The organism is Paenibacillus sp. ACRRX, assembly GCF_022346885.1.
GTDB lineage: Bacteria > Bacillota > Bacilli > Paenibacillales > Paenibacillaceae > Paenibacillus_B.
Genome location: NZ_JAKRNK010000006.1, coordinates 304,905 through 326,637 on the forward strand (window position 1 = coordinate 304,905; position 21,733 = coordinate 326,637).

Annotated in this window: 20 protein-coding genes; 4 read left to right on the forward strand and 16 right to left on the reverse strand. The window is 40.5% G+C overall.

Features of this window, described 5'->3' with window-relative positions; all coding sequences use genetic code 11:
* Window positions 1–299 precede the first annotated feature (299 nt).
* Complete coding sequence (locus MH117_RS18895; protein WP_239331274.1) at window positions 300–986, reverse strand: DUF1266 domain-containing protein; 687 nt, start codon at window positions 984–986, stop codon at window positions 300–302.
* 383 nt (window positions 987–1,369) lie between these two features.
* On the opposite strand from MH117_RS18895, the gene MH117_RS18900 reads away from it, so the two are divergent.
* Window positions 1,370–2,416 carry a hypothetical protein gene (locus MH117_RS18900; RefSeq protein WP_239331276.1) on the forward strand — a complete coding sequence of 349 codons (1,047 nt, stop codon included), beginning with the start codon at window positions 1,370–1,372 and terminating at the stop codon, window positions 2,414–2,416.
* Window positions 2,417–2,583: 167 nt separating this feature from the next.
* Here the strand turns inward: MH117_RS18900 and MH117_RS18905 are convergent, their stop codons facing one another.
* The 10 genes from MH117_RS18905 to MH117_RS18950 all read right to left on the reverse strand — a co-directional run bounded on the left by MH117_RS18905 (window position 2,584) and on the right by MH117_RS18950 (window position 12,127).
* Window positions 2,584–3,078: a DUF4358 domain-containing protein gene (locus MH117_RS18905; protein ID WP_239331278.1), complete on the reverse strand. Its 495-nt coding sequence runs from the start codon at window positions 3,076–3,078 to the stop codon at window positions 2,584–2,586.
* A gap of 22 nt (window positions 3,079–3,100) precedes the next feature.
* On the reverse strand, window positions 3,101–4,249 hold the full coding sequence (locus MH117_RS18910; RefSeq protein ID WP_239331280.1) for a DHHW family protein: 1,149 nt from the start codon (window positions 4,247–4,249) through the stop codon (window positions 3,101–3,103).
* A 39-nt stretch (window positions 4,250–4,288) separates the two neighbouring features.
* Entirely contained in the window at window positions 4,289–5,695 is a 1,407-nt protein-coding gene (locus MH117_RS18915) for an MBOAT family O-acyltransferase (RefSeq protein ID WP_239331282.1), read from the reverse strand.
* 27 nt (window positions 5,696–5,722) lie between these two features.
* A complete protein-coding gene (locus MH117_RS18920) occupies window positions 5,723–6,406 on the reverse strand; it encodes a GDSL-type esterase/lipase family protein (RefSeq protein ID WP_343224472.1) in 684 nt (227 codons plus the stop codon).
* 198 nt (window positions 6,407–6,604) lie between these two features.
* Window positions 6,605–8,419, reverse strand: coding sequence for a sensor histidine kinase (locus MH117_RS18925; RefSeq protein WP_239331286.1), 1,815 nt, complete (start codon window positions 8,417–8,419; stop codon window positions 6,605–6,607).
* Window positions 8,416–9,093: a response regulator transcription factor gene (locus tag MH117_RS18930; RefSeq protein WP_239331288.1), complete on the reverse strand. Its 678-nt coding sequence runs from the start codon at window positions 9,091–9,093 to the stop codon at window positions 8,416–8,418. Before MH117_RS18930 ends, MH117_RS18925 begins: the two co-directional genes overlap by 4 nt.
* A 208-nt stretch (window positions 9,094–9,301) precedes the next feature.
* Window positions 9,302–10,018 (reverse strand): polysaccharide deacetylase family protein, encoded by a 717-nt coding sequence (locus tag MH117_RS18935; protein ID WP_481857283.1) that lies wholly within the window; start codon window positions 10,016–10,018, stop codon window positions 9,302–9,304.
* A gap of 389 nt (window positions 10,019–10,407) precedes the next feature.
* Window positions 10,408–10,911: a DUF3600 domain-containing protein gene (locus MH117_RS18940; protein ID WP_239331292.1), complete on the reverse strand. Its 504-nt coding sequence runs from the start codon at window positions 10,909–10,911 to the stop codon at window positions 10,408–10,410.
* Complete coding sequence (locus tag MH117_RS18945) at window positions 10,901–11,464, reverse strand: sigma-70 family RNA polymerase sigma factor (protein WP_239331294.1); 564 nt, start codon at window positions 11,462–11,464, stop codon at window positions 10,901–10,903. The genes MH117_RS18940 and MH117_RS18945 overlap by 11 nt, the downstream gene beginning before the upstream one ends.
* A gap of 354 nt (window positions 11,465–11,818) precedes the next feature.
* The gene (locus tag MH117_RS18950) at window positions 11,819–12,127 is read right to left on the reverse strand and encodes a cupin domain-containing protein (protein ID WP_239331296.1); all 309 of its coding nucleotides are present in this window, start codon (window positions 12,125–12,127) and stop codon (window positions 11,819–11,821) included.
* 90 nt (window positions 12,128–12,217) lie between these two features.
* On the opposite strand from MH117_RS18950, the gene MH117_RS18955 reads away from it, so the two are divergent.
* Window positions 12,218–13,090: a LysR family transcriptional regulator gene (locus tag MH117_RS18955; protein WP_239331298.1), complete on the forward strand. Its 873-nt coding sequence runs from the start codon at window positions 12,218–12,220 to the stop codon at window positions 13,088–13,090.
* A 458-nt stretch (window positions 13,091–13,548) separates the two neighbouring features.
* Here the strand turns inward: MH117_RS18955 and MH117_RS18960 are convergent, their stop codons facing one another.
* Window positions 13,549–14,007: a cupin domain-containing protein gene (locus MH117_RS18960; RefSeq protein ID WP_239331300.1), complete on the reverse strand. Its 459-nt coding sequence runs from the start codon at window positions 14,005–14,007 to the stop codon at window positions 13,549–13,551.
* Between the two features lie 1,215 nt (window positions 14,008–15,222).
* Here MH117_RS18960 and MH117_RS18965 point away from each other — a divergent pair.
* Both MH117_RS18965 and MH117_RS18970 read left to right on the forward strand, forming a co-directional pair.
* Window positions 15,223–16,890 (forward strand): S8 family serine peptidase, encoded by a 1,668-nt coding sequence (locus tag MH117_RS18965; protein ID WP_239331302.1) that lies wholly within the window; start codon window positions 15,223–15,225, stop codon window positions 16,888–16,890.
* Between the two features lie 553 nt (window positions 16,891–17,443).
* Complete coding sequence (locus tag MH117_RS18970) at window positions 17,444–17,884, forward strand: hydrolase (RefSeq protein WP_239331304.1); 441 nt, start codon at window positions 17,444–17,446, stop codon at window positions 17,882–17,884.
* Window positions 17,885–18,163: 279 nt separating this feature from the next.
* Here the strand turns inward: MH117_RS18970 and MH117_RS18975 are convergent, their stop codons facing one another.
* The 4 genes from MH117_RS18975 to MH117_RS18995 form a co-directional block, all read right to left on the reverse strand.
* A complete protein-coding gene (locus MH117_RS18975) occupies window positions 18,164–18,316 on the reverse strand; it encodes a hypothetical protein (protein WP_239331306.1) in 153 nt (50 codons plus the stop codon).
* 355 nt (window positions 18,317–18,671) lie between these two features.
* A complete protein-coding gene (locus MH117_RS18985; protein WP_239331308.1) occupies window positions 18,672–19,403 on the reverse strand; it encodes a hypothetical protein in 732 nt (243 codons plus the stop codon).
* Window positions 19,404–19,502: 99 nt separating this feature from the next.
* Window positions 19,503–19,946 (reverse strand): SMI1/KNR4 family protein, encoded by a 444-nt coding sequence (locus tag MH117_RS18990; protein WP_239331310.1) that lies wholly within the window; start codon window positions 19,944–19,946, stop codon window positions 19,503–19,505.
* A 265-nt stretch (window positions 19,947–20,211) separates the two neighbouring features.
* A complete protein-coding gene (locus MH117_RS18995; protein WP_239331372.1) occupies window positions 20,212–21,426 on the reverse strand; it encodes a hypothetical protein in 1,215 nt (404 codons plus the stop codon).
* Window positions 21,427–21,733 lie beyond the last annotated feature (307 nt).

Here is a 21,733-nt window from a genome sequence, read left to right on the forward strand (position 1 = left end):
TCACAGCTCCAAGTTAGCAATGTACCACGTGAATTCAAAAACAGGACGGGCAGATAAAAGAGGTGTTTTGAAACTCGGTTATTTCGTCCTCTTTGACGGTAAAAAGGTGGGATTATTGTATTGGATTTTAACGAAGATTGACTCATCAAAGAAGAGACCTTTTAACGGTCTCTTCTTTAATGGCAATTCTACTATTGAGCGTCAATTAATAATTTTTAACTTTACAGCAAATGGTCGGGTCTTGTATACCACTTGTAGACCTCATTTAAAAATGAGGTGAATTTATGAAAATATCAAGATTAAAACGTATGTAATGGATACTTGTTCAAAACATATTTTTTCCCTTTTATTAATTGCTCTGCACTCAAAGTGAGTCCGTATATATCGCTTGAAAATGACACACTTCTCCCCAATAAGAAACCTACCATATAAGTTTCCCAATCAGGATAAGCTTTGCTTGCCAGTTTTGCAACAGTTTGCAAATATGACATCGCTTCTTCTCTAGTAATGTAGTTAAGAAAGCAACAAGTTCTTGCTAGGAACCCAACACGCTCATAATCCCATGCTTCCATAGTCTTAAAGTTGACAATATCCTCTGGTGAGGTGAATTTAACTTTTCCTTTAGAAACGCTAAATAAAGTTTTACAACCTTCATTAAAACTATCTACGATTTCTTGTTCAATTCCCTCTGGACTTCCTTTACTCTTGATGATTTCTAAAATAATATCATTATACTTTGTACGATGCCCTTCATTGAGCAACCATTCTATTGTATCTTTTGCAGTTGCAGAATCTACAATTTCCCACATTTCAGCAAGACCATTTATATAAGTCTCTCTGTGTTTCTCTTCAAAATTTAAAATGCTTGCTTGCGAATAAACATGGTTATTGGAAACCAGTACGCTTCCAAAACACATCAATTTCTCTTCATTTTCTGATAATTTGTTCACTTCATAGAAACTAGGTTTTCTAGAGAACCAACCCAAAATACTCACTCCTATTTCTTTTTTGTAAGGATAACATTTCTTTTCCTACTAATTATTCGCTGATACCACTTTTTAACCCAAGTAAAATTATAACAAATTCAATTATAATACATATTTTAATTAATGCAATAAATTATTAATATCATTTCCGTTTTAGAAAGCAATAAAGCCCAATGTATATGCTTTCTTATAAGTAAATGTAAGCATAACAATTATCAGATAAAAGGCTTTGACCAACTTCCATTGAGAAGGATTTTCCATTGGATTCCAAGCATGTTCATCACCAAGGACTGGTACAATTTTCTAATTATTATTGACTAAACCAAATTTACTATATTATTATTAACATTGTATTCCACTACCAAATTCAAGGAGGTTGTATAATGAAAAAGAAACTTGCTATTTACATCATGACTGCTCTACTGATGTTGTCTGTTGCAATTCCTGCAAGTGCTGCTTCTTACACCACGAATTTGTCCAATATTAACAACGATGAAATTACAGAAGTTAATCCTGAAAGAACTAATAAAATCGAAATATTGTATGAAGAGAGATCTAGGTTAATACAATCAAACGACCATGGAGAAAAACTTGCTGAAAATCAAATGAAATTAGAGGGTCTAGGTGTAGAGTTTCTTTCCACTAATGAGGTTCAGCAAAGATTTGGTAATGATGCTCCAGCTGAAGCTAATTTAAATTTAACTAGTGTCAATAACTCGGACTTGATTTCTCCTTACGTTAATCCTCCTGAAAAGAAAAATATTGTTTGGAAAAGTTATCGAGCGGATATGGTTAAGAATAGCGTTACATATGAAGTACAACATCTAACTGCAGAATCTAACAGCCAATCTTCATCATTAAAAGGAACAACCACTGCTGTTGTACAAACAAGCAGCTCCTTTGGAGTTGCAGTCGAAAAATTAATATTTACTGTATGTAAAGCAGGGGCATCAACCGTATCTAATGGAGTAAGTATTGCAATATCATTTTATGACGCATTGAAATCTTTTATTAGTGATGCAAATTTCAAAGCTACTACAACGGTTGATAACGTTAAAGTCACCTATCAAACAAATCAATATCAATCTATTGATTATATGTATGTTAAGGTAAAATCAAAGAATGACAATACTCAAGTTTTATCTTTTGTAACTAATGAAGTTTCAGGTGACACAACTGCAATTGTCCCTATTTTTAAGTATGGTGCTAATGGTGCTACATCTGGATCATCATCTAGCACTATAAATAGACAATTTTCATATAAAGCACCAAAACATCGGGATAGCGCACAGGCAGTGGCCTCCTATCTTGATCCTGTTTATCAACCAGGTCAATCATTCTTAAATGAGCTTCAAGTTACAGGGATTAAGGGCGCGAAAGTACATTTTATCCCTATGACTGTTGTAACTTTACCAGGTTCTCTTAATTAACTTTTATCAAAGAGCATAACATCTTGGAGTATGTACAAGGTGTTATGCTCTTTACTCCATTTTTTACGTGTCAATAGTTTGTATTAACCGCGATTTGGTACTCCCCCCATATAGGATTCATAGCACACTGTATATGAAATCGAATACTACGTATTATTGACGATGATTCATTTTAGCGCCTCGTCAAACGCCAGTTCGATCTGATCAATTTCTGTAGAGACCGCAAACAGAATATAAGGTTCCTTCACCTTTACTACGTGTTTTTCAAGCAGAGCATATTCATTCGGGCGATAGTCTTTAAATTTGACCGACTGAGTGTCGATTCGTTTTATAATGTTTGACTTGACACTTTCTACTTGCTTTACGTCTGTTACCTTAATTACAACAATTTCATCCGCCATGACGTTGGACTTAGCAGTATAGAGAATAAATTCTTCAACTTGTTCAGAGTCAAGGCCGTATAGCTTTTTCAGCTTACTCTCATCCCCTTTCTTCAACTTGTCCAAGTTGACAGACTGCTTGATCTGCTCTTCGATCTTGGCAGTTGATACGTTGATAGATGGCTGTTTAGAAGTACATCCAATCATTAGACTAACTGCAAGAATGAATATAAGCATTGCTAACCACATTCTTTGTTTGATTATTTTATCATCACTTTCCATAAGGTCTGTTTCCCCTTCTCCGTTATTCTTTTGTATCCGTCAAATTGTTGATCGATGGATCCTCTACGAATGTATTCATGTTATAAAGTATCAGCATGTCATGGATTTGATGCTGCTGCGCGAGCGATGCAACATCCCCCTCATAATATCTAAGATCCACCATATAAATTTCACTGAAATGTGAGGTTAGGAACGGAATAAAGCTATTGGCATAGGAATCCTTGACCACAAGCAGCTTCTGCCCTTCCTTATGGCCTGTATTAATCTTAATAAGAGGGTGGTTGCCATTAAAAAATACGGTATACTTGTCCTTTTTCTTCATATTTTCCAACTCATACATGGAATCCGTGCGTTGCTGCTCTTCAACGTATTCGACGGTATACTCCCATTCATTCTTCGGTATATACAATTCTATACTGTCTGGACTCAAATTTCGAAATCCACTCTTCGAATACAAGGAGCCATAGAAATCATGCGTCAAGATTCGTATATCGAAGTCTTCATCCCTCTTATGAGTGAATCCCATCTGCTTGCTTAGCTGCTGGTACGCATAGAAAGCACCTTTACTTGTCCAATGGTGATCCGTTTTGTAGTAAATCGGTTCATTTTGTCGAGAAGAAAGCACTGGGTACACATCGACATAATGGATGCCTGGATTTAAAGATGTTCTTACGTCATTCAGCAAGACCCGTTCACGATCACCCGAGACGTAATCCGGAAGCTTGCTTTGCAGCACACTGACAGCAGTTGGAACGAGCATTATATACTTGGTAAGCTCTGGCGTTGAGGAGTGGAAGGAATTAATCGTTTGGACCTTCTCTTTCAATTCACTTTCACTTCGCTCAACAAACTTCTGAAGTAAATACCCATCCTTCCCAAGGTACACACCATTGCTTTCTTTCTTGCCTATCACGCGATCCACACTGGATTTTACATCAACCCATATCTCTTTTGCCACGAATTGATCCGTCATATACTTCTCAAAGTCCGATGTGAACTTTCCAGATATAAAGCTGTGAAACGAAAACACTGGCAGTTGCTCCAACTTCCGATTTTCTGACTCTGAGAATACCTTCTTAGGCAGCAGCAGATTGAGAAACAGAATAAGACCGATAAAGATCAGAAATAATATCGCCATTACGTATTGCGACAACTTGTCATAACGATTCAAGCTCAATCACCTCCCCGTTAATCATTTTTGTTCCGTCTTTTAGAATCTAAAGTACAAGAAGGGATTATACGTTTCATTGACCAAATAGGCCGTCGAAAGAAGCAGAAATATAACGTATAGCATGGACATGAAAATAGCCCCGCCTATCTGATACTTGTTATTAAATGCTGATATCGCCTTCTTTGGAAGTGGTGTAGCCAATAGTGCAGCTAGCAGCAATACAATAAGATTCGTAGATAAATAATAGTAGCTATGATCGTTAGCAATCTGATGTGTGCTAAAGTTAAACATTGTTCCTAGAAATTCCATCGCTGTCGACAACTGATCAAGCTCAAAAAATACCCATCCGATCACGACAATCAGGAGTGTATAGATATGCCCTACTATGCGAGGGAGATGCTGCAGCCACTTGTATAGGAAGAGCTTTTCAAGCGCAATAAAACATCCGAAATAAAGACCCCATATGATGAAATTCCAGCTTGCGCCATGCCAAAATCCGGTCAAAAACCATACAACAAACAAATTGCGTAACTGCTTTACGATTCCTGCCCTATTTCCGCCTAGCGGAATGTATACGTACTCACGGAACCAAGAACCTAACGACATATGCCATCTCCGCCAGAACTCTGATACGCTGGTTGAGATATACGGATAATTGAAGTTCTTCGTAAACTCGAAGCCTAACATTTTACCGAGACCGCGTGCCATATCCGAATATCCACTAAAATCAAAATAGATTTGCAAGGTAAAGGCGATAATGCCAATCCATGAAGTTGCTACGGTCAAATCCGCCGCAGGAGTAGCTTTAATGTTTGACCAGAGCATGCCGATATTGTTCGCAAGCAGCACCTTTTTCGCCAGACCACTAATGAACAATTGCGTTCCTTCCCCAAATAACGATAGTGTTATTTTTCGGCTTGTGAGTTGCTTTGCAACATCACCGTATGCAATGATCGGTCCCGCCACAAGCTGCGGAAACATCGTTACAAATGTACCGAAGGAGATGATATTTTTCTGAACAGGAACTTTATCGCGGTACACGTCTATAATGTAAGACATGGTTTGAAACGTATAGAAGGAAATGCCGATCGGAAGCGGAAGCGACGTTACTTCTAGATGCAAGTTGAACAAAGAATTAAGATTCTCGACCAAAAATCCGAAGTATTTGAAAAAACCGAGTATTGCTATATTCCCGATGAGGGAGCAAACCAAGATGGCTCTTGCAATACTTTTTTGACTACGAAATCTATCGATTAGAAGTCCATTCGCATAATCAAACACGGTCGAAAATATCATTAGAAAGATGTAAACTGGCTCTCCCCACGCATAGAAAACTAAACTTGCCAAGATCAAAATTACATTTCGCAGCCGATTCGGTGTTATAAAATAGATAAAAAGTGTTACAGGCAAAAACAAATACAGAAAAATCAGGCTACTGAATACCAAAGCTCGGCGACCTCCTTCATGAGAATCTTATTTCAGTTCGCCTTTCAGATAGTCGAGCAAAAGCGGATAGAATTCAGCCTTGAAATGTATGCCATCCTCATCATATAAGGCTAGATTCTGTTGGGCTACGGATGATACATTTACATACTTCACTTGTTTTTTGCCGGCCAGTTCCTTTAAAAGTTGATTGTAAGCGTCAATATTGGAGTAACGCGGCTCTTCTATTAGTGCTTTCTTGGTTACTGGAGTGACTGACAATATCGTTATTTTGGTTTGCGGCAGCGTCTCTTTGATCTTGTCGAGCAATTTCCCGTATTGCTCGATCCCGAACTGCAACGGATTATCTGTTGGCCAGAGAATGTCATCTGAGCCCAATGCTATAAATAAATGTTCCGGATTTCTTTTAGCCAATTCGGCCACATCATTGCCTTTCAAGGCGAAGAAAGCTGTCTTGCCGGCTGCTCCAAATACGTTCGCTTTGTCCAGTACATCATGGAAACTAAATCCCTCGGTAATAGAATCTCCATAGAATACACTCGTATTAAACAGAGATTTCAGTGCAGATTCCTTTGCTATTGCTGTTGTAGCTTCTTTTTGCGGAGTCGCTTCTTTATCTACTGCTGTCGAAGCAGTTCCGTTCTCTTGACTTACACAAGCTGCCAGGGACATGGCGATCATCGCTGTCATCAATAGGGTCATCCACTTTTTCATAATCATTTTCCTCTCTTGTGACTTACTTTTTTTATGAAATGATGTGTGATAATAGGACTACTCTCTTCATCACAATAGATAGTTTAAAGAAGTAAGATGAAGATAAAGTGCAGATGAGGTTGAATTTAAATAAAAAAGAGCAGCTCTTGATGTTTACAAGAGCTGCTCAGCTATAAATGAATCAGAAATGATATATGTTTATTTAGAAGGTATTTTTCTTTTCTCAAGGAAGAAAAAGAAAAGTACACCGTCCACAGTGTTGTTCGCGCCATAGGAAACCCCGTGCAGTTCCAGTATCTTTTTGGAAATGGCAAGCCCTAGTCCCGTTCCTCCGGAAGCGCGATGTCGGGAAACTTCGCCCCGATAAAAGCGATCCCATATTTTCTCGATCTGCACTGACGGAATATGGACGCCTGTATTCTCGATGCATACCTTAACGGATTCCTGCTCCTCAGTCATTGAAATGTTAATGGAATTTCCCTCGGGTGTGTATCGAATAGCGTTGTTGATAAAGTTGACAATAACTTGCTCGATTCGGAGCTTATTGGCCACGACTTCAATCGGAGCTAGCGATACATTCAAACTCAATTGCTTGTGTGCAATGTCGTTATACAGCTTTTCACAAGATTGCTCGATCACAGTATCAATTCTGAACGTGTCCAGCTTCATTTTGTATGTTCCTGATTCATATTTTGCTAATTCCAACATGTCCACGATGAGAAGATCCATCCGCTTCACTTCATTTTCCATGGCAGAAAAGTAATAATCCCTCTTATGGTTGGCCACGCCGTCTTTCAAAATCGACAGACAGCTCTGAATGACACTCAGAGGGGTTTTCAATTCATGCGATACCCCTGAGATGAATTCCTTTCGTGTATTCTCCAACTGCTTTTCTTTTTCAATGTCCTGCTGAAGCTTTTGGATATAGGAATTTAAGGTGTCCGATAATTCATTAATATTACGCGAGAGATCCCCAATCTCATCTTTTGTTGTGATGGGGAGCTTTTCAGAAAAATCCAGCTCAGTTATTTTCTTTGTCATTTGATTGATCCGCAATAAAGGACTTGCGATACCCTTGGAAAAATAGAACGAGGCCAGCAATATAAGTACTAGGACAAACACTATGATATAAAGATAATAATCCTGGATCATCCGAATCGCTTCATCGACTGGCTGCAGGGAGGTCATTGCAAATATATATGCGTCCTTCCCCTCTTGGTCTTTAATAGCCGTAACAAACTGTTTATATTTAATATCATTCTCTTCGTACGTACCCTCTAATGTAGCTGCTGCCTCTTCCTCATTCTTTAACAGCAAATCCGCTTGAAATGCTTTAATTCTGTCCAAGAATAAGTGGTTCGTATAAATAAATCGTGTAGCTTCATTTTTTGCAGGTAACATCGTTTTCGTTATGGTTCCGAATAAGAAAAGGGTTGGAAATTTCGTATTATTCAAATCTTCAGACCCTTTTTCGTTTGGTAAAAGCTCATGTTCCTTTTTTGCAAGCCGATTATTCTCCCAAGTAACAGCAAAGTTATCTGTGCTGATTATGTATGGAATAACCTCTGTCCCTTTTCTAAGTCCTTGAATTACGATGTCGTTTCCTTTACGCAGAAATTCGTTTCCTTGCCGGATTTCCTCAAAGTCACTAAAGCTATATAAGGGGATTATGATAGTTTTGGCAGCGAAATTATCATGACTGACTTCATTTATTGTAACTTCAATTGAGTCATCACTGCTCTCTTTTACATTGCCGAATTCATCTAATACAGTTACCCAAGTATTGTGCTCTCTATAAAATTCCTGCTCCAGACGTCCAATGTCTAACGAATGATTATCTTGGTTAACATAGTTTTGAGCGAATGTTTCAAGGCTCGCTTTTACATTCTTTACTTTCTGATGGACATAATATTGCTTAAAAAATACGGTCTGGCCAAAAAAAATGGTGGCGAGGATCAGTATACATAATGCCGTTGTTAAAACAAATAATTTGAATACGATACCTTTTTTCATGACAATTCCTCAAATTTATAGCCGGATCGAACGACCGTAACAATGCATTTGGCCTTGTGCCCTAGTTTGTGGCGAAGGTTGCGGATATGACTATTGACCGTCCGATCGTCGCCTACGAAGTCATAGCCCCATATTTTCGTTATCAATTGTTCGCGGTTGATAATGATTCCTTTATTCTCCATCAAGTAAATTAATATTTCAAATTCCGTATGAGTTAAGCTGATGTGAACCTCATCTACCGAAACAGTACGAGAAGATAGGGAGACCGTAATGCCGCTGCTGGAGATGATTGAACTATCCGGTTCTTGCATATGTCGGTTTTCCAGCAGTCTCTTTGCTCGTGCCAATAATATTTGAGGACTATAGGGTTTGGTCACATAGTCATCTGCTCCAAGTTCGAAACCAAGCAGTGTATCATCTTCATCAACACGAGCGGTTAGCATAATAATGGGAACATTTGATGTTTTGCGAATCCGTTGACATACAGACCATCCATCTATTTCAGGCAACATAATATCAAGAATAAGCAGATCCACCTCATGATTCTGAAAGGTTGATAATGCTTCTCTCCCGTCGCCCGCTTCTAGAACATGATATCCTTCGTTAAGTAAGTAATCTTTCATAATTTCGCGTAAAATATGCTCGTCTTCTACAATTAAAATTGTATTCGTCATGGTTGATCCTCCATTGAATGGTGTGATTTGTTATGCTCCCAGGAGAATTCACTGCAAAGATAAATTCCTTCATCTAAAACGACTAATCGTTCAATAAGCTGGATATCATTCTTTACTTGTTAGATAAAGCATAAACATAGCTCGATAATAATTTGAATAACCCCCCTATTTGAGGGGGGGCCGTGCACAAATATTATTTTATCATATACTATAAACGGTTATCCTTTTGGAAATTAAGACGAAAATGCGCTTTGTCATGGTACACTGCGAACTCATATCCCTGATCTTTATAGAATTTAATGATTTCCGGTAGCACTTGCAAGGTTTGTGGCTTCTCGTGCATAAGAACAACTTCCAAATCCTCTGTCGTTTGTTCTTTTACATTTTCGATAATTTTATTTGGGTTTCCTTTTAACATCCAATCATGGGAGTCAATCGTCCAGTCCCATACTTTAATGCCTACGTTTGCGATTTGATCGCGAATTTGTATGTCCTTCAATCCAGGGGCTGATCCATAAGGGGGACGTACCAGCTTTGGATTCGTACCTGTAATATCGCGGATCAAGTTTAATGTTTCCACCATTTCGGGGACAAACTGTTTATTGTCATATAACTTGACCGCATCATGTGTCATACTATGTGCTCCAACATAGTGTCCTTCTTTTACAGCTCTTTTGACATAATCTTGATACTCCGTATTTTTCAAATTACTGCCCTGCATGAAAAAAGTTGCTTTTACATTATACTCTTGTAATACGTCTAGGAATTGGCCCGTTAATGAACTCGGTCCATCGTCAAAAGTCAGGTAGACTACCTTCTTATCTTGCTTGCTGACATCGCTGCCCCTTTCAGCTGAAATAGAGGAAAGTTTCCCAGAATTAAAGAATATAAGGAGAGATACGACCAGGATAATTCCTATGGACATTCCTATTTTCGTGAATGCACTCCTACTTCTGCCAAATCGTGATGTTTTCATATAATCGATCCTTTCTATGTCATTCACTTGTTGAGATGAATAAATACTTGTTGTATTCTTTTTTCTTACAAGTGATAGATTAATATAGAAAGATAAAGATAAAGTGCAGATCATGTTGAATACATTTAAAGAAAAAATGTGTGGGTTAGCCAGCTAACCAGAAGACAGTCTACACATGCCATCTAACGCAAAGAATAGGCACATTAGATTCTCTGAGTATTCCTCCCCCCCTTTGTCGGTATGGAACCGTCACGCTGACGCTGTCATAACACAAAGCATAGCCCCTGAATGAGAAAACAGTGCCCCCTCCACACTGGAGGGGGCACTGTTTCATTCTCTTACGGCTTGGCGGTTCCCTTAATCTTATCAAAGTACGGGGCAAGCTTGGAGCCGAGCTGCTTAAACTGCTGTTGTTCTTCTTTGGTCAGCTTCTCCTCATGAGTGACCCCATTTTTATCGGTGATCTTCAGCTTTAATTGCACGATTTGCTTGGTCAGCTCCATATACTCCTTAAATTCTTCTTCCTTGAGCTTGCCTTTAGCTGCTTGAAGCATTCCCTCGATCGCTTGATACTCTTCCTGTGAAACGCCATGCTGTTCAATGTCTGTAGAGGAACCGAATATATCATCGGCTAGATAGGAAGCAGCAAGTGCGACAGACGGAATCAGGATTGCTACTGCGACAATACCTACAAGTATTCGTTTTTTCATGGGAGATCTGCCTCTCTCTTCGTTCATATAGTGTTGATAGGACTGACGGACACGTCCATACAAATCGGGTGGGCAGTGCATCGAATCAGCTACCTGGTGAAGCACTTCACGCAATTCTTTGTCAATGGACATACGCGTCTCCTCCCGTCATTTCCGAACGTTTCCGGAGTTCTTTCAGTGCCAGATGATGCCTGGATTTCACTGTGCCAACAGGGATCTGCAGCATGTCTGCGATTTCTTCCAGAGCATAGTCGTGAAAATAGCGCAGGATGACAACCACGCGTAGTTTATACGATAACTGGCGGACAAGGCTGAACAGTTCATGCTGCATTTCGGACTGCAGGACAGCTATCTCCGTCCACTCGAACTGTTCGCAAGTCATCTGGCGGTTTCGTTCAAAGAGGCGAATTCGACGCCAAGCCTTTCTTTTCCAATCTTGGACCTGGCGGACAGTGATCCCGTGCAGCCAATACCGAAACGGTCGGTTCGAGTCGTACGTGTGAAATGACCGCCACATGCTCATATAAACTTCATTCACGATATCTTCAATGTCCTGTTTGTTGTAGACGAGAAAAGCAACCGTCCGATATACGTCTTGGTGAGTCGCCTGATAGACAAGCTGAAAAGCCGATTCGTCGCCCAACGTTTCTTTTTCAAGCCACGGAAGTAATTCTTTATCATTCATGGGGGGCCCCTCCCTAACGTGTTACAACCCTTTATTCGCTCTCGCGGGGAAAAAGGTTCAGTAAGCGAATAAACTTTTTTATGATACTCGCCATTTTAGGAACTTCTTCTGGTTCACGGTTACACCGCTTAACGTGGTGAAGAACGAAAAAACGCTATTCTTCTGTAATATATCAGTAATCTTACCTTGATTGGACTTTCACCAACTAAAATTAATGGCTTTCTAGACACACAACATAAAAAACCGCTCCTTTTCGAGCGGTTTCCTCTTAAAATAAAGGTTATCCATTCTTTGTTGCAATGTTTGCATGAAAAATAAAAATTAATAATTTCCTACATAAAGAATAGAAACACACTATACCGCATTACGTTCCATTACAAGAACCAAACAACCCTTTTCAGACCATGGTTCATGTTCTGTATTAGGTCCATAACAGAGATAAGAACCTGCTCCATACTCAACATCATTGCTGATAAGAGCTCCATCTAATACGAATAATTCCTCGGTATCCTTATGCGTATGTTGAGGGAATTTTGCCCCCGGTGCAAATCGCACGACATAACGCAGTTCACCATTCTCATCTCGCAATGGGATTTGTTCTATACCATCCATAACAAATTTCCACTCACTGTTTGTGATATCAACGGAAAATAAATTTTTCATGTTATCATCTCCTTCTATACAAATAGTAATTTATAATGATATATTACTCAATATGAACAAAAATGAACTATTCTTCAGGAGAAATGAATTATGGAAATCCGTTTGTTACAGACATTTCAAGCTGTAGTCCAATGTGGTAGTCAGATAAAAGCAGCAAATCTGCTGCAATACGCACAATCTACCATCACCTTACACATCAATCAATTAGAAGAAACACTCGGCATCGAACTGTTTGAACGTAAAGGAAAACAAATGGTGCTAACCGAAGCCGGAAGACTTATGAAAGAACAGGCAGATATTTTATTAAATCAAGTGGATGTCATCACCGAAACCGCAAAAGAATTTTCAATCGGTCAAAAAGGACTTATTCGGATTGGAGCAATTGATTCCATTGCCAAAACAAATTTGATTACCATACTAACAACGTTTATGAAAGAACATCCTCAAATTTGTCTTTCCATCGAAAGTGGCGTAACCCAACAATTTAGTCAACGGATTATCGCTAACGAACTTGATATTGCCTTATGTCCTCCTCCATCACCAGAATTAAATCTTGAATTTTATCCGTTGTATGAAGAAAAGCTTTGTTTGATACTGCCAATCGACCATCCATTATCTACACAAGAAAAAATTTACATGTGTGATTTGGAAGAGGAAAGTTTCATTTTAACTGGACAATTGTGTGATTATCGGCGAAAAATAGAGCATGTTTTTCTTCATCATGGCTTTCATTTACACGCTAATTACGATGCAACCAACATGGATATGGTTTTAAATCTTGTATTACAAGGCTTTGGTATTGCTATGCTGCCTAGCAATTTCGTTGCCAATTCACATCAATACGCTGTTCGTGACATCGATGATATTTCAGTCGTTTTACCTGTTGGATTAATCCGCAAAAAAAATAAAGTCCTCAGCCCTGCTACAGAAAAATTGGTAGCTAACCTAATTTCATCCTGCTAAACAAGCACAAAAACCAGTTCATGTTTGTCAAGCAGATCTACCTTGGTACCTAACAGATTTTTTATTATAATAATGTTTATGGAAATGACAAATAAACCTCCATTGGCGAGGAAGTTTATGGATTTTGTTGGATATTGTTAACGATGAACAAGCTTAAGCATTAGCTATGGTATACGCATGTTAAAATAGCAGCCACAGGGTTTATTAAAACCTTGTGGCTGCTTTTCATATCACACAATAGATACCGAAAGTTAATGTTTAGTTTACTGACTATAAGCACATGCAACGAAGATTGCTGACTGTCGAGAAGGCTGCTCGTCCCGAAACAAGGATAACCTTTAGTTGTATTAGGAGATCCTGCCCATTGGTCGGGATTATTCTGGCACCTTGTCCGTTCGAAATTGGAACCGGGGCATCGCTATAACCCCGGTTCTGAAACCATTGAGCCGGAGTACACGTTAGGCTTGTTCTGCCCAGTTCGCCGGATATGTTACATAGATAAATCGTGCATATTCTGGCACAGAAAATTGAATCTTACTTCCTTTTGGAATCAAGATCACTTCTCCTGGACCAGCTGACACCTTTGTACCGTCAATGATAACATCCAGATGTCCCTCAATCACATAATCAATTTCATCATAGTTAAGTGTCCAGTCAAAGGTTGTTTCTTTCATCTCCATGATACCGCAGCCAAGTCTTGGACTTTCCTTTAGCGAGAAAAGATCTTTACAATAGACAATATCATTAGGATTGCCTGTATCGAGACGATCCTCTTCTGTTACTTTCATATTTGGCACTTTAACAGAAGTAATCCCTCCAGGACCTCTATGAACATTCTGTTCAATAGCATTTGCTCCTATTTCTTCCATGATAATTTTACGAACCATCTCTTCAATCATTTTTTTATCGATACTCATGGGTACCCTCCTCTATTTCTTAGGTGCAGTATTTTGGAACCATTTTACTTGCAATGAGCATTGCAACCATTACAGCTGTGACATACTTTTGAACATCGATTCTGTTATTGGCTAAAAGAGATGTGAAACAAATTTCACTACGCTATATGACTTCTTTCTTCGTAATCACCATACGCGGCACGAAAAACGACGCCGCCATATATAGTTTGGATAAGACAAGTTGTGTTGTCATGTTCCCATATCTATTCCTGCACTAAACAATTCCTCTGCCATTTCCTTATTTCCCATAGCATAAAAAAACACAAAAAGGCCTAAAGTTATACCGCTTCCTGTCAAATAGGAATGCTATAACCTTAAGCCTCTTTGCTTTAGTAAGACTACGCCTTTGTAGTCCTATATTACATTATAAACGCGAATGAAACACGCTGTTCCACACGCTGTAAATTTAAATTGCATACTCCCTTATAGTTTATCCTCTAACTAGCTATTTACAATAGATAAACCTAAACTATTTTGTGAACATTCTTCAACGTTGAATCCTTTACCATGCTCACAATCTTGAAGAGCATGTTCAAAACAATTTTGCAACAATTCATTAACCTGAATTTCAAAATTAATTTTTTTGAAATCTAAATGGGGAGGAAATATTCGATTTATCTCCTATTGAACCTATAGGAAATAGAGAAAATAGAAGTTTGAACGTGATATTTAGATATTGTTGTCGTTGTTTACGCTTACCTCGGAATTGATCCAATAATTACCTTACCTTATACTGACATTTAGTAACCTATTTATTCAGCTAGCAACAAAAAAATTCAAGAGAATGGAAAGGTGAAAATAATAGACTTGGGTTCGCATTTAATCAGAACGTAAGCTTTCGTACTCGTCTACTCTTTAAAACTATCGTTCAGCTTTTTGATTACTTTTGACTTCAAAACGATAGTGCTCGGAACTAAAATACGGAACGATTACAAAGGAGAGATTTCTATTATTCACACTTACTCTAGATTAAAAAAAACGTTGTCCATCGCTCTAGCCTCGACATTGCTTTTATCATTAGGTACTTTGTCAAATGTAGCATACGCTTCAGAGAGTGGACAGTCCTTTCCGACGAGTGCATCATTCTCAAAAACTGCCCCTCCGATCTTCGAAGAAAAAATTGTTGTTAAACTTAAACAGCAAGCCTTCCACCCAAGCAAAGAAGGAAAACTTCAATTGCAACAAGAAATACTTCCGCTATCCGCTATACCAGAATTATCGTTTGACCCGCTAATCTCGCAGCAATACTTACCATCAGCTAACAAAGGCGTTGCTGCTAGTCATTTTACATCGGTGTTTGAACGCTATTATTATTCCAAAATTCCCGCTGGCGCTGACGTCGAACAGTTGTTACAAAAGTTGCGAAGCTCCTCGCTCGTTGAAGAAGCCTACTTAAGCAAAAAACCAGAATTAGCCAATGCGCCTATATCAAACACAACACCTGTCCTTCCAGACAACGATCCACGCTTCTCTTTACAAAGTTATGCACAAGCAGATCCTCTAGGTGTTAACGCTCCGTATGCTTGGCAATTTGAAGGTGGAGATGGCAAAGGTATCAAGTGGGCCGATGTCGAGTGGAATTGGGCTTTAAATCATGAAGATCTAGCTGCTCACAACATACAACTTTTGCCAGGAGCCGTTAATGATGGAGATGGTAGTCACGGTACGGCTGTACTCGGGGTTGTATCCGCGGTTGACAATGCTATCGGCAATATTGGGCTAGCAAACAAAGCAACGCCAATTGTATCCTCATTAGTTCGTTCAGGTGGTACAGCAGAAGCAATTTTAGCAGCCACACAAGTGTTATCTCCGGGTGACGTTATTCTGCTCGAAATACAGATCGGTTATGGCGGTCCTTGGTTGCCTATCGAAACACAGCCGGCAGAGTTTGATGCAATCCAATATGCAACAAGCTTAGGTATTGTCGTTGTAGAAGCGGGAGCCAACGGTGGTGCTGATCTCGATCAGTACAAGCATTGGGACAATAAATATATCTTCAATCGGGATCTCCCAGATTTCAAAGATTCTGGAGCAATACTTGTAGGAGCGGGTTCATCAACTGCACCTCACTACAGACTCGGCTTCAGTAGCCAAGGCAATCGAATCGACGCTTACGGTATTGGCGAGAACGTTGCTACCTTAAGTTCAACAAGTACTGCTTCGACAACAGGTTATACTGACCATTTTAATGGAACATCTTCTGCTTCACCTGTCGTTGTAGGTGCGATTCTACAACTTCAAGGAATCGCTAAAGCCAAATTCGGCGTGCCGTATTCGCCAGATGAAGTTCGTAGAATACTGAGATGGTTACCGTTCAATACCCCGACTTCCGACATAGCAAATGATAGAATTGGTACCCTACCTAATTTAAAACAAATTATTACGAATTTACCTACCCCAGGTGCTGTACCTAACGATACAGTAGCACCACTAGCACCAACCAATCTAGTTGTTAATACTACCAATAACACAGTTAACTTGAACTGGACAGCTTCTACGGACAATGTTGGTTTGATCGGCTATGACATTTATGTAAATAACGATCCTTTTGCTAAAGCAAGATCGACTAGCAATTCTGCTACGATCAGTGGATTAACAAGTGGTTCATATACGTTTACTGTCAAGGCTCGGGATGGCTTTAGTAATTTGTCTACGGCAAGTAACTCGGTGCCGGTGCAAGTTGCCGCCTGCCCAGCTCCATGGAGTGACTCTTCCACTTATGTTCAAGATCATATTGTTTCTTATAACGGAGTTAAGTATCAAGCCAAATGGTGGACGCAAAATGAACGTCCAGATCTGAAAAGTGGTCCCAACGATGTTTGGACTGTGCTCGGCCCTTGCTAAAAAATAAGAACTTGATTAAATAATAGAGAGGTAGGGCATATCAATTCCCTACCTCTCTATTATTATCTTCGATAACCCCACTTTAGTTCTGTAAGTAAACTCCAATTACAAAAACAATTGTCTTAAATAAAATATTTATATGGCGTTCTGGATTACACATGAAATAATAGATACATATTCTACAGGAGCGTTTAGCAAGCGCTAACTCGTTTTTAGGAGGGCTCTTGCCCGCGGAGAAAGCGTACTTTGTACCGCTTTACGCGCTCCTTTTTGGGGTGAGTATCTGCTATACTGTAAACTATGATGATTAATGCGGGATATCATTTTCAAACGGGATTGTAAACCAAAGTAAAAGATGGTTGAGAGGCAGTTGGATGCTTGTCAGCCGTTGGTTCAAGTGAAACGTGGCTAAGTTAAAGGGTAATTAAGTATTTTATTGAGTGATATATCGTTTTGAAAGGAAGAAAATATGATCTATTTTACCGCGGACTTGCATTTTGAACATGACAAAATTATTAAGCATGCGCATCGCCCTTTTCGCAGTGTGGGAGAAATGAACCAAAAATTAATTCAAAAATGGAACAAAAAAGTATCCTATACGGATGAGGTATACATTCTGGGTGATGTGACAATGAAAGGCGGGATGGTGGCTAATCATTATTTATCACAGCTAAATGGAACGAAATATTTGATCAAAGGGAATCACGATAACTTCGTTGATGACGAACCGTTTGACCAAAGTCACTTCGTCTGGATCAAAGATTATTATGAATTAAAACATGGAAATCATCATTTCATCTTGTTCCATTATCCAATCCTTGAGTGGCATAAACAAAGACATAGCTCAATTCAACTGCATGGGCACATTCACTCCGATATTTCGTATAACCTAGAAATGCTTGAAGAAGGCATTAACCGCTATGATGTTGGCGTGGACGCGAATCTGTATGCGCCTGTGAGTATGGAAGAGATCTTGAAGACTTTGGACAAGTGAGAAGTTTGAGAAAAATAGTTGTTCGTAACTAGTCCTTTAAAACGCATGATACGCTTACTGCATGAAGTCTCCTAAATGAAGGTTGCCTTATGACCAGGTGCGAGAAAAACAATCGAAGTCGCTTCAATTATTCGCAGCGGCATGCCGTTCCCATTGTTCAAATTATTAACGTTTCGGATCTAAACTAGCAGGTCTATGCTGCTGTACACGGTGGAGATACCGATATCTCGGGATAGATGCCTTTTACCAGCAAGAAGATTGATGATGTATGATCTATTATCAAGGCTTTTCCTTGTTATTCTGCAACACCAGTGAGCTCATAAAGCGAACAAAGAGGCAGCCGGATCTCGGGTCCACAGCAATATCCACATCGATCCCGTACACTTCCCGATACACCTCTTTCGGCCTATTTTCGATAATTAACGTAATCACATTGTTTTCCTCTTAAAAATATATGGTAGCATCTCTAACAACCGTTCACGTGTGATGGGATCTTCATAATTCCATGTAGCATCGATATAATGAATCTTACTGGAAGTTAACTTGGCTATAACCTTGATCTGTGGGCAGTGAGCAACTGCTTGCAATTCTAAGGGAGAACCCAAGATGAAGTTGCGATCTCCCCTGCTGCAACTACACGTTCTTTATAAGGAAGCGCTGAGTTGAAGGGAACAGTTGGAGCAATTTTCGACAATGCCTTTTTTCGGCTAGCTGACTGTAAGTATTAATAATTAGATCGGGTTCTAAGTTCATGATCAACTCTAAGTCACCAGAATTTCCAGCATCATTACGTTTCGCACCCTTTTGACAAGAGCCATTGCTTTATAACATCAAATGCCTGTTGTGCATCCTGTTCGTAGAAGACGGCCACCTCTTGCTGGTAAGCATAATTCAATCGTACATAGCCACCCAGTTGCAGGTAAAACAAAAAGCAAGTATATGGGGTCTCAATGGACAAATCCGGTGGAAAATCCGCTTGGCACATTCCGGCCAGCTCGGGCAGTGAAAGCTGGTTCTGCCCTGATGGAAAACGCAAAAAGAGATGGTTCCGAGTTCCCGTCCACGGTTCATAATAGACGGCCTCCTCTTGGCTGCTTCCATACACCTGACGGTATATTTCGTCCAGAACCAAGGCGTACATGCCATCGTCTTCCTGATCCCGTATCTGCAGGGAAATCGTCTTTATGTGCTCCGCATGCCGAGGCAGCCAGAGCAGCCCAGCCGTCTGAGGATGTACCGCCAGGAAATCACCGTCCATCGTTGTGCCTATAGCCTTACACTCGCCGATCTGTTGCTCAGTAATGGGGCTATCTTCGCCATGCTCCCATAACCCGTACTCGGCAAAGGGTTTTAGCACCTCCGAATCAGGCAATTGGACATTGATCCATCCTCTGTAAGTTCCTTCACCAAAGCGCTGCAAAAAGCGAAGGTAGCCTGGTGGATAAATAGCAGCATCTTCCTTCGCCAGCAGTAGGTTCTGGCTCTCAGACAGCGGCTTTTGCTGAGATACGATGTACATGAATACTCCCCCTGTCTTTCAATTCGCTGATGGATTTCAAAAAATGGACATGCAAGACTTCATACCACCGTGGCCACAAAACCCACAGAATTGGATTAGTTACCATTCATAAAAATTTTCCTTGATCATTTCCTCAAATGAATCTGCTAATAACTTGATCTCCCCGGTATCGTGATAACAGATGCAAACCTTTCCCGCTTGATTAATGATAATCGGGTCGCCGGACCCATCCATGGAAATGACATAACTGGTTCGTAAAACATCTGCAAAGGGAAGTTCCTTGCATTGCTCTCGGAACTCCAGCGTCAAATCGACAACCGTTTCATTTCCGAGACTAGAGCCATTTGAGAATGCATGTATCGCAAGACCAGCATATGCTCCCCCAAAGGTCTTGATAAAGTGGACGTAATCCTCATGAAAGATTACATTCAGCCGTTGCTGAGCCTTAACAATTTCCTCTTGGCTCGCCGGCATGCCTACTAGTGTTCTATGATCTTCCCGATGAAGAAAAAGTTTTAATCTCTCCATTAACGCGTTTTTCATAGGTTATCTCCTTCCCAGACAATGCTGTTTCAGGATAAACTTCGTCTGTTTTTATTGGAATCTCATATCAGTGTGACTTGGCTACGTGTAAAGCCATCCATCCGCCGGATGATTTCCAGGCTCTTTTCAAGCGATGCATAAGAATGCTCGATCGTGCTCGCTACAGCTCCATTCCGCTGTTTCTCATAAATGGTGATCACTGGTCAACAACCCTTTACCATATGTAACTTGCTAATCCCACTGCCCGCTCCTTATCTCTTTGATGTCAGTATTCGCGAGCTGCATCGAACCAGCATTGAGCCATCTCCTCCGTTATAGGCTGGCCAATCAGGTGATCAGACTGGCTGAGCTGCCATACAGCTTCGCCAAGGTCTTCTCTTTCTGTGGTTTCGATGCCTTTGAGGGTATTGAAACGTACGGTAAAAGCGGTAATGGCTGCTTCGGCATCAGCAAGGCTGCTGGCTTGGGCCAAGGATGCCTGTGCAATGTTATAAGCTTCATTAGCCAGTTTGGCAAGACGTTTAGGCCAAGACGAGAATGGGCGGCCATATTCGGTCATCCACCACGCAGGTTTTCGTAACTGGCTCACTGAAGCATGACCGGTCCACGGACGGGTTTTAGCGCGTGTTTTCATTTGCTGCCTTAGGCGCTTACCTGTGGCCTCTTCCACATTGTAGGCGATAAATCTGTCAAGAAACGGCCATGTGTCCAAGGAGGGCAAGTCCTCCAAATCAGGCATGAAGCGCAGCTCCAGATTCGTTAACTGGGCATGACGAACCAACAAATCCATGTCACAGAAGTTCCCCCACAAACTGAGTGAGTCAAGATTGGGGAACCGGTCCAGAGAGTCCAGCGAGATAGGCTGTCCCAGCGGCGTGTTTTGCAGCGTCAGGCTCGTCACCTGGTGCAATTCACCAAGGTCAGGCAATGTGAAAGGAGGATCATTCTTGCGTCGACTGGTGCGTGGCGCTAGTGTCAGTGAAGACGGCATATTTCCAGTGGCCGATAAGCGTAATAGATCGCCAGACACGCTCAGGCGGTAAGATCCCTGTGGAAGCTTCAAGCTCAGGCACCCTTCGGTCTGGCCCAGCTCAATATGCAAGCCATGTATAATGGATTGGCTAGCGTCCACCACCGTATCGGCAGACAGGAGCGGAGTCCACATCATCTCTTCAATGGGACGTTTCTGCGCCCAATCCAAGAAGCTCGCGTCACTACCTGAATAGTACAGAAATCGCGGCCAAGGCGAGCCCGCCGGCGTAGCAAAGGCATCGAATACGGTCCAATCGATGCGTGCGTCTGGTACGACGTGGAGGTCCACCTTTTTTCCCAATTGCGACGGTCCGATAGATAAGCTGCCCACACCGGGACGAATAACAAGAGTGTGGCTGCGAGGACCCGTCAGATCAATCGGATAACTACCGTTTTCTCTAACAGAACTAGAAGGTTGAGCTTGGTTATCATTTGGCACTTCCGTCATCCTTTCTTCTACGCTTGATTTAGATGCTCCATTTTTGAAAACCATAATTGAATAAGCAATCTTGTATTTTTGAAATTCCTCTGCCGACATCAGTTGATCTCTCAATTGCCCCATGCACGTTCCATCTCAATCTCTTGAGAAAACTAGCTTCATTCACGCTTCTTTAGACAAATTTCACACAAAATAGGAATCCTCAAACTCAATAACATCGTCAGTATACGAAAAGTGATTGGCCTGGAGTCTTATTGATATTCCGTTGGAGAACTCTTCAAATGAGTTTGCAATCACCTATTGATAGCTCATACCT

Excerpts from the sequence above, each read along its gene's own strand:
- MH117_RS18990 (WP_239331310.1), bottom strand. The coding sequence starts at position 19,946 with ATGAAAAACGCGTTAATGGAGAGATTAAAACTTTTTCTTCATCGGGAA.
- MH117_RS18995 (WP_239331372.1), bottom strand. The coding sequence starts at position 21,426 with ATGACGGAAGTGCCAAATGATAACCAAGCTCAACCTTCTAGTTCTGTT.
- MH117_RS18920 (WP_343224472.1), bottom strand. The coding sequence starts at position 6,406 with ATGAAAAAGTGGATGACCCTATTGATGACAGCGATGATCGCCATGTCC.
- MH117_RS18935 (WP_481857283.1), bottom strand. The coding sequence starts at position 10,018 with ATGTCCATAGGAATTATCCTGGTCGTATCTCTCCTTATATTCTTTAAT.
- MH117_RS18955 (WP_239331298.1), top strand. The coding sequence starts at position 12,218 with ATGGAAATCCGTTTGTTACAGACATTTCAAGCTGTAGTCCAATGTGGT.
- MH117_RS18905 (WP_239331278.1), bottom strand. The coding sequence starts at position 3,078 with ATGGAAAGTGATGATAAAATAATCAAACAAAGAATGTGGTTAGCAATG.
- MH117_RS18925 (WP_239331286.1), bottom strand. The coding sequence starts at position 8,419 with ATGAAAAAAGGTATCGTATTCAAATTATTTGTTTTAACAACGGCATTA.
- MH117_RS18930 (WP_239331288.1), bottom strand. The coding sequence starts at position 9,093 with ATGACGAATACAATTTTAATTGTAGAAGACGAGCATATTTTACGCGAA.
- MH117_RS18960 (WP_239331300.1), bottom strand. The coding sequence starts at position 14,007 with ATGAGTATCGATAAAAAAATGATTGAAGAGATGGTTCGTAAAATTATC.
- MH117_RS18950 (WP_239331296.1), bottom strand. The coding sequence starts at position 12,127 with ATGAAAAATTTATTTTCCGTTGATATCACAAACAGTGAGTGGAAATTT.
- MH117_RS18940 (WP_239331292.1), bottom strand. The coding sequence starts at position 10,911 with ATGTCCATTGACAAAGAATTGCGTGAAGTGCTTCACCAGGTAGCTGAT.
- MH117_RS18900 (WP_239331276.1), top strand. The coding sequence starts at position 1,370 with ATGAAAAAGAAACTTGCTATTTACATCATGACTGCTCTACTGATGTTG.
- MH117_RS18985 (WP_239331308.1), bottom strand. The coding sequence starts at position 19,403 with ATGTACATCGTATCTCAGCAAAAGCCGCTGTCTGAGAGCCAGAACCTA.
- MH117_RS18945 (WP_239331294.1), bottom strand. The coding sequence starts at position 11,464 with ATGAATGATAAAGAATTACTTCCGTGGCTTGAAAAAGAAACGTTGGGC.
- MH117_RS18970 (WP_239331304.1), top strand. The coding sequence starts at position 17,444 with ATGAACCAAAAATTAATTCAAAAATGGAACAAAAAAGTATCCTATACG.